At 38.1% G+C, this 13435-nt stretch carries 13 protein-coding genes; 8 read left to right on the forward strand and 5 right to left on the reverse strand.

All coding sequences use genetic code 11. From position 1 onward, the window contains the following. Nucleotides 1–23 precede the first annotated feature (23 nt). Both B9A18_RS20790 and B9A18_RS20795 read left to right on the forward strand, forming a co-directional pair. On the forward strand, nucleotides 24–398 hold the full coding sequence (locus B9A18_RS20790) for a DUF2784 domain-containing protein (RefSeq protein ID WP_084291473.1): 375 nt from the start codon (nucleotides 24–26) through the stop codon (nucleotides 396–398). Nucleotide 399: 1 nt separating this feature from the next. Continuing rightward, nucleotides 400–963 carry a GNAT family N-acetyltransferase gene (locus B9A18_RS20795; RefSeq protein ID WP_084291474.1) on the forward strand — a complete coding sequence of 188 codons (564 nt, stop codon included), beginning with the start codon at nucleotides 400–402 and terminating at the stop codon, nucleotides 961–963. Here the strand turns inward: B9A18_RS20795 and B9A18_RS20800 are convergent. Both B9A18_RS20800 and B9A18_RS20805 read right to left on the reverse strand, forming a co-directional pair. Then, nucleotides 953–2167, reverse strand: coding sequence for an MFS transporter (locus tag B9A18_RS20800; RefSeq protein ID WP_084291475.1), 1215 nt, complete (start codon nucleotides 2165–2167; stop codon nucleotides 953–955). The two genes, B9A18_RS20795 and B9A18_RS20800, sit on opposite strands and share 11 nt — an antisense overlap. Before the next feature lie 84 nt (nucleotides 2168–2251). Beyond that, complete coding sequence (locus B9A18_RS20805; RefSeq protein WP_084291476.1) at nucleotides 2252–3238, reverse strand: sugar phosphate isomerase/epimerase family protein; 987 nt, start codon at nucleotides 3236–3238, stop codon at nucleotides 2252–2254. Between the two features lie 342 nt (nucleotides 3239–3580). Here B9A18_RS20805 and B9A18_RS20810 point away from each other — a divergent pair, with 342 nt between their 5' ends. The 6 genes from B9A18_RS20810 to B9A18_RS20835 all read left to right on the forward strand — a co-directional run bounded on the left by B9A18_RS20810 (nucleotide 3581) and on the right by B9A18_RS20835 (nucleotide 7870). After that, a complete protein-coding gene (locus B9A18_RS20810; RefSeq protein WP_144009563.1) occupies nucleotides 3581–3847 on the forward strand; it encodes a hypothetical protein in 267 nt (88 codons plus the stop codon). Nucleotides 3848–3974: 127 nt separating this feature from the next. Beyond that, nucleotides 3975–4199, forward strand: coding sequence for a CDGSH iron-sulfur domain-containing protein (locus B9A18_RS20815; protein WP_084291477.1), 225 nt, complete (start codon nucleotides 3975–3977; stop codon nucleotides 4197–4199). A 65-nt stretch (nucleotides 4200–4264) separates the two neighbouring features. Continuing rightward, the gene (locus tag B9A18_RS20820; RefSeq protein WP_084291478.1) at nucleotides 4265–4504 is read left to right on the forward strand and encodes a hypothetical protein; all 240 of its coding nucleotides are present in this window, start codon (nucleotides 4265–4267) and stop codon (nucleotides 4502–4504) included. A gap of 51 nt (nucleotides 4505–4555) precedes the next feature. Further along, nucleotides 4556–6433 carry a gamma-glutamyltransferase family protein gene (locus tag B9A18_RS20825; RefSeq protein WP_084291479.1) on the forward strand — a complete coding sequence of 626 codons (1878 nt, stop codon included), beginning with the start codon at nucleotides 4556–4558 and terminating at the stop codon, nucleotides 6431–6433. Nucleotides 6434–6518: 85 nt separating this feature from the next. Next, on the forward strand, nucleotides 6519–7016 hold the full coding sequence (locus B9A18_RS20830) for a hypothetical protein (protein ID WP_084291480.1): 498 nt from the start codon (nucleotides 6519–6521) through the stop codon (nucleotides 7014–7016). A gap of 38 nt (nucleotides 7017–7054) precedes the next feature. Continuing rightward, on the forward strand, nucleotides 7055–7870 hold the full coding sequence (locus B9A18_RS20835; protein WP_084291481.1) for an endonuclease/exonuclease/phosphatase family protein: 816 nt from the start codon (nucleotides 7055–7057) through the stop codon (nucleotides 7868–7870). Here B9A18_RS20835 and B9A18_RS20840 read toward each other — a convergent pair. The 3 genes from B9A18_RS20840 to B9A18_RS20850 are packed head-to-tail and all read right to left on the reverse strand — an operon-like array spanning nucleotide 7850 to nucleotide 13019. Beyond that, nucleotides 7850–8080, reverse strand: coding sequence for a hypothetical protein (locus B9A18_RS20840; protein ID WP_084291482.1), 231 nt, complete (start codon nucleotides 8078–8080; stop codon nucleotides 7850–7852). The genes B9A18_RS20835 and B9A18_RS20840 overlap by 21 nt on opposite strands. 53 nt (nucleotides 8081–8133) lie before the next feature. Then, the gene (locus B9A18_RS20845) at nucleotides 8134–9435 is read right to left on the reverse strand and encodes a BamA/TamA family outer membrane protein (RefSeq protein ID WP_235005394.1); all 1302 of its coding nucleotides are present in this window, start codon (nucleotides 9433–9435) and stop codon (nucleotides 8134–8136) included. 44 nt (nucleotides 9436–9479) lie between these two features. Further along, entirely contained in the window at nucleotides 9480–13019 is a 3540-nt protein-coding gene (locus B9A18_RS20850; RefSeq protein WP_084291483.1) for a PAS domain-containing hybrid sensor histidine kinase/response regulator, read from the reverse strand. Nucleotides 13020–13435 lie beyond the last annotated feature (416 nt).

Consider the following 13435-nt stretch of genomic DNA (forward strand, 5'->3'; position numbering starts at 1 on the left):
ACCATTTGCTTTAACTTCTGTCTATGTATCAGCTTTTTGATTTCTTCTTTACGGTGCTGCATTTGGTTATTATTGGATTTAATCTATTGGGCTGGATATGGCCGTCAACAAGGAAGTTACATTTTATTGTTGTGTTACTTACTGCAGGTTCCTGGTTGATATTGGGTATCTGGTATGGTTTAGGTTATTGCCCGATAACTGACTGGCAATGGCAGATCAAAGAACACCTTGGGGAAACGAAATTACCCAATTCCTTTGTGAAATATTATGCAGATAAAATTACAGGTCATAACTTGTCTGCAAATTTTATAGATGCCGCAACAGCAATAAGTTTTGCTACGGCAGCTGTACTTTCAGTTTATTTAAATTTCATACATAAAAAAACTAATCGAAATTAATATGATAAGAGAAGCTCTTCCCGGAGATGCACCAGAATTAGGTAAACTCATTATCCTTGCAATGGATGATCTTGCAGCAAAATTTGTTGGCTCTTCAGACCCAAATGATGCGGTTCCGTTATTTCAAAAGTTTGCGGCATTGCCTGCTAATCAGTATAGCTATGAAAATACACTGGTTTATGAGGATGAAGAGGGGGTGTGTGGGATGATTAATGCTTATGATGGTGCTAATCTGGAGACTTTAAGGACGCCGTTTTTAGATTACCTTGATAAGACCTATGGCTTTAAACACTCCCCGGAGAATGAGACGCAGTCTGGTGAGTATTATCTTGACTGTATTAGTGTTTCTCCGCGTAAACAAGGTAAAGGTATTGGTAAAGAGTTGATTAAAGCGATGATCGACCATGCTGTTAGCCGTGGTCAGCACACACTTGGCTTATTGGTTAATAAAGAGAACCTTAAAGCAGAAAAATTGTATGCCGGTTTGGGTTTTAAGACGGTTGAAGAAGTCGATTTTATGGGTGGACGGTATTATCATATGAGCAACACTGAGCTTATGCATTAAGCTCAGTGTTTTTCTTGCTCATTTTATAAATGGTGAACATAACCAATGCCGACATAACGGTTAGTATCAAATAGCTACTGCTAAGGTGATGTTCGTCTTTTGCCGGTAAGAATGAAATCACACTATAACTTAAGAAGGACACAATTACGTAAGTAATACCACCGGTTAAACCGCCCGCAATCCCCGCATTTTTCGGAAATTGGCCCAGGCAGAAGGTGAAGTAGTTATTAAATATGTAGCCAGCCGTAACATGGATAAGAAAGGCGAATAATACCATTGTATAAAGGCTTGATATGAACTGTGCAGTCAGGATCATAACCAAAACAAATGCGATTTGAAATAAGAGATTGGTAGCCATCTTTCTAAAGAAGGGCTTGTTAATGGTTGCTTTACCTATAAAGCCTCCAACCATCCAGGCAAATCCCAGTACCAGAGAGCTATAACCTGCTATTATAGGGGTCATATGTAAATGGTGCTCTATAATAAAGGGACCGGTCATGTTGTAGATCATCACCATGGTGTACGCAAGACCCAGCATTACAATCCCAAGACTAAAGCTTACCGTTTTTATCATAGTGATGTATACCCCTGTTATCTTTTTTAAAGAGAATTCTGAAACGTGTTGCAGGGTTTCTCCACTATAGAAATATTCCAGGATAGCCAAAACGATCGCCAGTATGGCAAGGAAATAGAAGTTAGACTCCCATCCAAATACAGTCTGCAGGTAGCCTCCTAAAAATGGGGCAACAATTGGTCCTGTAGACCATATAATGGAAAATAGGCTTAGATAATGTTTCAGTTTATCTCCGGTAAAAAGGTCGACAAAATAAGCCCGTTTAGCTACAATAATAGTTCCTACGGTAAAGCCGTGAACAATCCGCATCAGGTAAATGAGGTAGATATTATGGGTATTGGCTATGGTAATACTGGCTGCTGCGAAAATTACCAGGGATATCAGGCTTAATCTATATCTACCAAAGCTATCCAGGACGCTTCCGATAAAGAGCTGCGAGATTCCGTAGCTGATTAAAAACAGGCTTAAAGTTAATTGTACCTGTAAACTACTAACCTGCATGGTTGATGCCATGGAAGGTAAAGAAGGAATATATATGTCTGTTGCAAAACCAGATAGGGGTAGTAAAGCAAATGCAAGTAGGGTAGAGATGCCCTGATTTTGTTGTTTAAGTGCTATTGTGTTGTTCAAAACTCGGCGGATATTATTTTAATGCGCCAAAGTTAGGTGTTCAAAGTGCCACGCTATAGGTTTTTGAACATGATAGTGTAATAATTACATCTGCGGAATTTCATATTCCTTAAGCCAGGATTTTAATTTTTGCAAATCCCCTTGCATTTGATTGATTACGTCATCCTGCGGAATAGTTAGTGTAGTTGCACCTGATTCCGCTCCGCCCAAAGGATACTCATAATGTAATGATATGGGTTTAATAATGTTATATTTTTTAAGAAGCTGAAAGTATTGTTTAAAATCCACCATTCCTTGCCCCAAAGCAGTGTTTTTTGTTAACCACTTTTCATTTTCTTTTGCCCAGTAAAAATCTTTTACCGGTAAAGAACCGATGTGGTTGCGAATTAGTTTAAAGCTTGTTGGCCAAGCTTTTGCACCGTCTACAGTAGCATGTCTAACATCAAACTGACAACCAATCCACCTTGGGTCAAGGTCTTTTATAGCCATCCAAAGGTCCCATAACGAGCCTCCAAATAGTCCTGTATGATTTTGATAATCACCATGAATATTGTATCGCTCATTTAATGCGGCCAAATCAGTTAAACGCTTTTTAAAACCATTAATAGTCGTAATTGGATCGGCTTCATTATGATAAGGATACCAACCCATTCTATAATTCTTAATACCTAGTTGTGATGCTGTTTTTAAAACATCAACAGTATGTTTTTCATTTGCGTCCTTAATGTCTGTCGTAATGGTGTAAACATCCAGGCCTTCTTTTCTGATAGTCTCTACTGCTAAAGGCAGATCTTTTATCACATTTTCAGGGCTTACATGGCCCTTTGCACGTACGGTAAGGTCTATGCCATCAAAGCCCATTTTTGCAGTAAGCTTTGCCATATCTCTGAAGTTAAGCCATTGCAGATTTTTGGAAAAAATGCTGATACTTACTTTATCTGTATGAACAGAGCTATCCTGTTTTTTTTGGGGTAAGCCAAAAGCACTTAATCCGGATAAAGTGAGGGGCAATCCAGCGGCTGTCACTACGGCATACTTCATGAAATCTTTGCGGGAAATATTTTCCTTCATCTTTAAGGCGGTTAAATTACTTTTTCTTCTCCAGGTTTTCCTTTACCCTGAACTTTACAATTTTGGTAATGAGGTTTATTTGCATAGGTTTCAAGTGGAAATTGTACTGATCCTTAGCCATTGTCATACTTCAATAATTTAGCATCAAGATGCTAATCTTTTATTTTATTTACAAATCCTGAAAGTTTCCTGATGTATTGATCTAAGGACTGGACAGATTGTATATTCTATTCTCTTTTGTTATAACAGATTCATTTTCGTTACGAAATGACTGCATTCTTGGCGCTTATAGCCTAAAGACTAATATTAATCAGTACCTTTGCTATTTAAAGCCATAGTGTTATGAATGATTACAGTGATTTGATGTTGGTAGATAAAGATTCAGGAAGATTAAAAGAGCTGGAAGATGCATTGCATAGAGTTGAAGTGACTTATGCTCATTGGCTAAATAATCGTGAAAATATCCATACAGGTGAGAAGCCTGATAGATTGGGTAACTATTTCAGACATTTTTATACAGACAAAGGTATTCAGTTTTATGTGAAAGATAACCTCCCTCAGGAAATTAAAAATGCCTGCTGGTCTGCGTTTAAAAATATATTTGGTTAATAAGAATCTCTACTTACTTCTTATAAATTCAATGGGAAGAATGTCCGCAATAGATAACGTTTCTAAATTGAAATGATATTACGGACTCTCTTCCCATTGTTTTAGTTTTGCGACAAATTAATAAATTATGTCAAAGACAAAACTTACAATTAATAATAACGGTTCGGTGAAGATTGAAGGCGATTTTGAAATCGTTGATAGAAATGGTAATGCTTATGGATTACAAGGCAGAACAGCCCTTTCTATTTGTCGCTGTGGCCTTTCTAAAAACAAGCCTTTCTGCGATGGTGCACACAACGGACATTTTGAGCACGAAGCTATTGCATTTGACCTTCCTCCAAAGAAAGCTTAATTAACGCATATTTGTTTTATAATTTACTATCAATACCTTTAGCTAAAGTAAATTATTTAAAAAATATGTATTTAAAGGCGCTTTCATTAATCATTACAATTTTATTTATAAGTGTTCTGCCTGTTTTTGCTGATTCAGAGAAAGGCATTAGCAGTACCGTTGTCGGAAATGGTATAGGTATTGGTAGTGCTTTAGCTATAGCAATTTGCTGGTCCAGAACCCATTCAGTACTAACCACGATTCTCGCAGGAATTTTAAGCTGGTTCTACGTGATCTACTATTGCATTATCCGGGAAAATGATTAATATCAATCCCAGTAATTTATCTTAATTTTATTAGGATAAATTACTGTTGATATGAAATATCCGTTGTTGCTCCTTTTCGCTAGCTGCTATATATCCTTATCTGCACAGCAAACCCAAAAACCTGTTTTACATGGACGTAACTGGATGGCCATTACCGGCAAGCCATTAGCTGCTACTGCGGGCGCCATGATTTTTCAAAAAGGGGGAAATGCTGTGGATGCCGCTTGTGCAATGCTTGCAGCTACCTGTACCATGTGGGATACGCTGAGTTGGGGTGGAGAGACTCAGGTACTGATCTATAACCCTCATACCAAAAAAGTTATAGCTATTAATGCGATGGGTTTTGCACCGACAGGCGCTACCGTAGAATTTTTTAAAAGTAAAGGCTATAATTTTCCTCCAGAATATGGGCCTTTGGCGGCTACAACACCGGGAACTCCAGGCGGGCTCATTTATATGCTCGCTAATTATGGCACAATGACCCTGGAGCAAGTGCTTGTCCCAGCTATTCAAATGGCTGCTGGTTATCCGATAGAAGCGCAGGCAGCCAATTACATCGAACGTCAAAAATCATTGATTAAACAATGGCCCTATAGTAAAAAGGTTTTTCTAACGCATTCCGATGAGCAAAGGGAGGCACCCGAAGCAGGGGAGATCTTTGTGCAAAAGGATTTATTGCTTACTTTGAACAAAATGGTGGCTGCTGAAAAAGCTGCACGAAAAAAGGGTAAAGGCCGAAAAGCTGCTTTAATGGCCGCGTATGATCGTTTTTATAAGGGAGACATTGCGCGCGAATTTGTAAGGGGATGCCAGGAGCAAGGGGGATTGATTACGATGAAAGATCTGGCAAAATGGAAACCTTTGGTAGAACAACCACTCATGGTGAACTATAAAGGAATTGATGTATACAAAATGCAACAGTGGACACAAGGTCCTGTTATGCTGCAAGCTTTGAATATCCTGGAGAATTTCGACCTTAAAGGCATGGGTTATAATAGCACTAAGTACATTCATACTGTTTACCAGGCGATGAACCTTGCATTTGCCGACCGTGATTTTTATTACGGAGATCCGTATTTTAAACCGGTTGAGCCAATAAAAGGCTTGTTGAGTAAGGAATATGCCAAACAGCGTGCTACGTTAATTCAGTATGTAAAGAATGATGCTGGTATAGGTCCAGGCGATCCATATCCGTTTGAGGGATTGTCTAATCCTTATAGAAACCTCCTTAACAAGCGTGGGTTCGAGTTGGACACATCAAAACGTAATTTTGCCCCTAAGCATGATATGGGTAATTATTCTCCTAAGGAGATTTATGAGGACAGGTTATGGCGGGGGACTACCTCAGTTGAAGCGGCTGATAAAGAAGGTTGGGTGGTTTCTATTACGCCTAGTGGAGGCTGGTTGCCGGCTTGTATTGCAGGGAATACAGGAATAGGTATGAGTCAGCGAATGCAAAGCTTTGTGCTGGATTCGACATTAAATCCTTTTAATGTTGTTGCGCCTGGTAAGCGACCAAGGGTTACGTTATCTCCGGCTATGGCACTTAAGGATGGGAAACCATTTATGACTTCGGCAGTTCAGGGAGGCGACACTCAGGACCAAAATCTTTTGCAGTTCTTTTTAAACGTGGCGGAGTTTGGTATGAACGTACAGCAAGCCGCCGAAGCTGCTAACTTCAATTCAAATCAATTGTGGTTGTCGCTCGGGGGAACTAAGACTTCCGATAGGGAACCTAAACCTGGTCAGATTTTATTAAACAGCAATACCACTGAGGCTGTAAGGAATGAATTGAAAAAAATGGGTTACTCCTTAAGTTTTGGTGATAGGACCAGTGGTCCGATTAATGCAATTTATTTCGACTGGAAACATGGTAGCCTGTGGGGAGGATCAAGTAACCATGGTGAAGATTATGGGATAGGGTGGTAAGAAAACAATTGTAGCTGCCGGCACCGGGTATTCTAAAAGGATTTATTAGCTTTGACCGAAAAAATAATCAGTTAATTTAATAAATATGAAACCAGGAAATTTTAAGGTAAGTGATGAAGGAAATAACCTGTCTGCTATAATAACAGTTAAACCATCTCTAGCCTTAAAAGCCTCACTGTATCTATTAAATAGCTTAATTATAGCTGTTATCCTGTTGTTTGCCTTTGGCGGAATTGGTGTAATCACATTGTTTATTGTAGCCTTTGAGGTCTTGTTTTTAAGATATTCGATATGGAACCTTTACGGTTCAGAATACATCATTTTAAACAGAGAATCAATCAGCCACCAGCTACATTACGGTCCCATAAAGCTACCAGTAAGGACTGTTAAAGTAAATAGTATCATCAATGTAATTCCATTTAACGAAGATTTCCGGGCTGGAAGCAATGGCGTGAAAGTCAATTTTGAGTCTCTGGATGACAAAAATGAGCCGGTTAATCTTTTCCAGACCTCATTGGTTATTTCCCGTGAAGACTATAAGGTCTTTATGCAGTCGTTTAACCGCATGTTCTCAAAAGCGTAGTTGCATTTTTTTAAGCATTTTTTATTCCGATCCCTATTTTGAGAAAGTATTTTATCCTGTTCCTGTTATTTTTAAGTTTTTCGGTTTACGGTCAAAACGTAAACATCTGTTCCTGGAACCTAAAGAATTTTGGTAAATCAAAAAGTGATGCAGAGTTGAACTACATCGCTAAAATTGTAAAAGGTTTTGACATCATCGCTATTCAGGAAGTGGTAGCTGGTTATGGCGGTGCTCAGGCAGTCGCCCGACTGGCCGATGAGCTAAATCGTATGGGAAGCAAGTGGGATTACGTGATCAGCGACCCAACATCGGGTACCCCATTCAAAACTGAGCGGTACGCTTATTTATGGAAGACAGCCAAAGTTAGAAAACACAGTGAGGCCTGGCTTGAAGCAACATATGCAGAGCATATAGATCGTGAACCTTATTATTGTAGGTTTGTAATAGGGCAGAAGTCATTTACATTGGCTAGTTTTCATGCCATAACTAAATCGAAGCAACCTGAAACAGAAATCAAGCATTTTAAGTCTCTTCCAGCACTATACCCAAATGATAACCTGATATTTTGCGGTGATTTTAATCTTCCTCAATCCCATAGTGTTTTTAACCCTTTACGGAAAATGGGCTACGTTTCTGCATTGGTGGGACAAAAAACTTCATTAAAAATGCAAAGTGTTAACGGTGTAAGTTTGGCGTCGGAATATGACAATTTCTATTTTAATGCTGAATCTTTAGGCGTTATAAGTTCCGGTATCATCCATTTTTATGATGATTTTGTAGACCTTAAATCTGCACGACAAATTTCAGATCATGTGCCCATCTATATTCAGTTATCACTGAACAGGGCCAGTTGAGATATTTTCTTCAGTACAATCCAGGGCATCCTGTTCTTTTTTAAGTCTACGCATGGCGATAAAATAACCAGCGAAAGGAAGGAGTATTACCAGTATTGTATAATAAAATGAATATACTTCTGCGTATTTAAAAGAGGCGCGAAATGCAAATCTAATGCTCAGATAAAAATGAAGCATGATGAGAACGGGCAAGATTTGTTGAGTATTCATAGGCGTTATATATAGTACTAAATTAATAAATATAATTGAAACCAAATGCGCGCCTAAAATGCTTCAGTTAATCCCAGAAACAGTCCCTTTGAACCATAATTTCCAAAAGCATAATCCAGACATAGATTGGTACGGGTAGCTTTATTGAAGAGTACACGTAAACCAGCACCACCGGCCGGCTGCCATTTTTTAAACAGCTTGGTGCCTAGTTCGTCGTTAGTGGATTGTATATTGAAGAAGGTGACGCCGCTAAGAAATTTATTCCTGAGGATGGGAAACCTATATTCAACTTCCGAGTAAAAATATTGAGGCCCTTTAAAATAAGTGACCGTATAACCTCTTCCACTGCGATAATAGGTGTCTCTTCCCGTGCCGGGCAGTTCAAGATAAGGCAGGGCACCACTCAATAAATAAGATCCCCAATTCCAGAAAGCGATGATATGCTCCGGGTTCCGCTCAGACAAGCTCCAGTATTTCCTGAAATCAGTAGTGATTTGTACTGCACTTTTGGTACTTCCCATCCAGGTTTGATTTACACGGATACCTGCATCTGCATAGATACCTTTGTAAGCACGGTTCTGATTATCGCGGGTAGTGTATTGAACGTTTAAAAGTAAACCGTTAGATTGGTATTGATCTCTGTCAAAACCATATCGATCACTGTAAATATTGTAAGGCGTCAGGTCATTGTCACCACTAACTTCAATGTTCCTTCTGATGTCAAAAGATACACCGGCACCAACAAATACGCTAGGGAGAATTTGCTTGTATACCTTTTCCCTGAAATTGTAGTATTCTGCTTTCAGTACATAGCCTTTACGTTCAGGATTTGAAAGAATTAAGTCAGCTTCACTTCCGGTTGCAGCAATTCCAATGCCCAACCCGAAATCAGGTACAACGGTTCTTGCTGCTACCATACTGCCCTGAAGGTTCCATTTGTTGCCTGGGGTGTAGACATTATGGTTGAGGTAAAAATAGATGATACCTTTGGTCGTTATGGAAGCCGATGTTGCAGCAATAGACATCAGGGTATTGCTGTCTTTGCCCAATACCTTACCTGCCACAGCCTTTATACCAATCTGAGCCCCGATACTGGGGTTATAAGCAACATTGGGTATAATGGTAACGGCCGACTTTTTACCAAGTGTGCTTGCTTTTCTTTTTGGATGGAAAATACTATTAAATAAATCCCCAACATCATATTGTGTGCTAATGGAGTCCTTTCTTAGCGAATCTATGGATGGCTTTGTTTGGCCGTAAGTATATTGCATACCAACTGTAAGGACAAACAACAATGCCAGGCCGCGTTCGAAGGCTTTGTTTAGATTTAGATTTGATATGTATTGAAATCTCAAATTGAAGGGACTTAATTAACCAAAGATAAAAACAAATTGCGGGATCATTTGATTATTAAGCTAATTGCGGTTTTTATCTCCTGACTGGTTGACGATAATAAACTGTTTATTTCAGCATCGTTGTACGTAGTGAGTGATCCTATTTTTTTCGCAATAACGGCCAGCCCTGTTAAGCCGGATACGATTGAAGTATCATACATTTTATGACCCAGTTCCTGTATTTTGGCTAAATCTTTGTTTAGCACGTGCTCTTTGAACTCTTTAGAGAAGTTCATGAGTTCTGTTCTTAATAAGGACAATACTTTGGTAAGCACTCGGGCATCATCTCCCACATACTCTTTTAGCAATTCAATATTAAAGTGATAATCGGGATCTTCTGAAGTTGATACCGGTAAGTTACTGTGTGGGTTCTCTTTTGGATTTTTTAACCATTTCTTCAAAGAAAGTGCAATGGTATGAGCTACCACCGGTTTTGAAATGAAATCATCCATTCCGGCTGCAAAGCATTTTTCCTTTTCTCCTTTTACGTTCCCGGCAGTAAGTGCTATGATCGGTACATGAATCTGGTCGTTTGTTAGTCTTATTTTCTTTGTCGCTTCATATCCATTCATTTCCGGCATCTGAATGTCCATAAGAATGATATCAATTGCTGTATTTTTATAAAGTTCTAATGCTTCCAAACCATTTTTTGCTTCAAATATGCTTGCATTTGGCGCGATTCTTCTGACAATCGTTTTCGCTAATAACATGTTTACCGCGTTATCTTCAGCGATCAATACCTGAATTGCATCATCTATTCGTTCAGGCTCTATTAATCTACTTCCATGTTTTTCAGGCTTTTTAGAAATTACCTGGAAAAGCACATTATACATGTCCTTAAGTTTAAGTGGCTTTAATAGTCGATGGTGGACATGGAGTTCCTCGCAGATTTTTATAATTTTTTCATCTGAAGAACTGTGTAATAATACAATTGGTTGATCCTTGACTGTGTCTTTTAATATTTCTCTTATTTTTTTTATCGTTTCAAGACCATCTAAATCAGGCATATGGTAATCCATCAATATGACATCAAATCTTTCACCATTTGAAATCAGCTTAATCGCTTCGGCGCCATTTTTAGCTTCTACAGAATTGATTTGCTTCAAAGAAAGCATTTTGTTGATGATCAGTCTGTTATTTGTATTGTCATCTACAATAAGAACTCTTTTTATGGCATCAATGTTTTGGATATTTGCATGCTCACCGGATTCTGATTGTAGCAGTATTTCAAAGTAAAAAGTACTGCCTTTTCCTCGGGTACTTTCTACCTGGAGCTTGCTGTTCATCAGGCCTAATAGCTTGTTTGAAATGGTCAGACCTAGTCCGGTTCCACCATACCTTTTTGTTGTTGAGGCATCTTCTTGCGAAAAAGCATCGAATATCTTGAGTTTTTTGTCCGGATTAATACCTATACCTGTATCTCTTACTGAAAAGCGGAACTTAATCTCCTGCAATTCCGGATTTGTCAGGGCTTCTACCTTTAGCTCTATCTCGCCTTTTTCAGTAAACTTCACAGCATTACCCAACAGATTGATAAGGATTTGTTTGAGTCGCAGCTCATCAGCCCAAATATACTTAGGCAAATCAGTAGAAATATTCAGGAGCATTTCCAGGCCTTTGCTTTGAACCTGATATTTTATGACATCAGCAGATTCAGCTGCCATTTCATAAAGGCTGAACTTAGATCGGTTCATCTCTAGTTTTCCGGCTTCGATCTTAGAGAAGTCCAGGATATCATTAATGGTATTAAGCAAGGCATTCCCAGATTGGGCAACTATAGATAGGTATTGTTGCTGAGTTTCATTAAGCTGAGTTTTAATCAACAGATCCGTAAAACCTATAATACCGTTCAATGGAGTACGGATTTCGTGACTCATATTTGCCAGAAATTCTGATTTTGCTTTATTGGCATGCTCAGCATCTTCTTTAGCAGAAATGAGACTCGCTTCCATTTCTTTAATTTTGGTAATATCCTGAACAGTGCCAATTATTTTAGTGCACCTGCCCTCATGAATTTCAGGGATGCCTATTGATCTTATAAAAATATTATTACCCTTTGCTGTAGTTAATTCTAATTCAAGATTCCAATTGTTTCCATGAAGCACTGCCGCGTTTAATGCATTGAAACGGCTATCTCTACTCTTTCCTGATTTGTAGAAAGAGAGCTCGGTTTCGGGATTAGGTTCAAAATAAGCGTCCACTTCAAATATTTCCCGCGTAATGTCTGACCAGATGAGCTTTTGAGCTGACAGATCTAACTCCCAGGTTCCAAGACGAGCAATGTTGTTTGCTTGATTGAGTTTTTTATTTCTATTCTTTAAATCACGAATGAAATTATGTGTTTCCGTTATATCGATAGCATTACAGATCACGTAAGGCTTGTTAGCAGTGGTGTTGTCTAGCGTATTATTATAAATCCATACGTTATGATTACCCTTTTTATCCCTGGTCGTCATCAGACCTTCGGCTTTTCCTTTAAGTTTGATTTTTTGGAGGTATTCATTAAAGGAAGTATGGTATACCTGGGGGATGAGGTCAATTAAATTCATACTTTGCATTTCAGTTTTTGTAAAACCTAAATGCTGGATTCCGTTGTTATTTATAAATAGAAAATTGCCGGATAGATCATGTGTAAACATAAATCCCCGGACGTTCTCTACAAGTGATTTTAATTTACTTTCATTGTGGAGGATTTTTTGCTGAAGATTTTTTTCTTTAGTAATGTCTCTTCCAATTGCCAGTATTTTATGTGAATCGGTTTCTGATATGGCGTTCCATTGTAACGTCCTGTATTCGCCTTTTTTTGTTTTAAGACGATTGATAAAGGCCACGCTGCCTTTGCTAAGGGCTAATTTTTTAAACTCGTCGTTTGTAGGCTGTAAATCATAAGGGTGAATAAAGTTATAAAACGAGTTGTTCAGTAAGTCTTCATCAGACCACCCTAAAAGGGTTGTAAATGCGGGATTTATTCTTTTTAAGGAACCGTTAGTATCTGCCTCGCAAATTAAATCATTCGATAACTTATAGAGCTTTTGAAAATGACTTAATTCTTTTTTGGTTTTAACCTCATTTACCAATGAAATTACTTCCTGAGAGAGCAACTCCATCAGTTTCTTTTGCTTTAAGGTAAGTTCTTTTCCTGGTTTAGTATCAAAGACTGATAGTGTACCTATAGTTACGCCACTGGAATCAATTAGAGGAATGCCTGCGTAGTATATGATTTTAATATACTGATGATTCCGGTCTGGTTTAAAGCTGTTATCATTTGAAGCATTAAGTACCTCCAGGATGCCTGATCCTTTTATTGTTTGCTGGTAAAAATCATTTTCAATAGGAATCTCTTCGGTCGTAAGAAATTTGTTCGACCTGTACCACTGTTTGTTTTGATCCAATAATGTAATGAACGCAAAGCCTGTTTCACATATTGATGAGGTTAACTCTGTGATTCGTTCAAAATGCGCTTCATAAACTGCATCAAAAACCTGAGAATTGTGTAACACTTTTAATCGTTCTTTTTCATTTTCGGGAAGAGGTGTATATTTCATATGAAAATGGCTGCCGATAAACTGTTTTAACAACAGAGTAAAAATAGTTATTTATAGATAAAGTGTGCAAATAAAATTCACAAAAAAGTATTTTAAGGGCGTGTTTATGAATAAAATACCAATCGATGGCTTTATTTAGGAATGATCTCTGGTTTAATGTATGCGCTATGAAGGGTTTTTGCTGCTGTAGTGGGAAATTATGGATGGTCTCATTGTTGAGAAAAATCCCCGATTTGGGTATTTTTAAGGGAGGGTTATCTTTTTTTATATCAATTGGTCCTTTCTTAAATACTTTATATTATCAGTTATTTGTTTGAATATAAGCTAGATAGTACGATGATTTTATGTGTTTTTACGTAGTTAATTAATTAAAAAGTAAAATGGCCTGGTTTTTTCATTTGTATTAATCAGTAACG

Origin of the sequence: Pedobacter nyackensis (assembly GCF_900176505.1) — a bacterium.
Taxonomy (GTDB): domain Bacteria; phylum Bacteroidota; class Bacteroidia; order Sphingobacteriales; family Sphingobacteriaceae; genus Pedobacter; species Pedobacter nyackensis.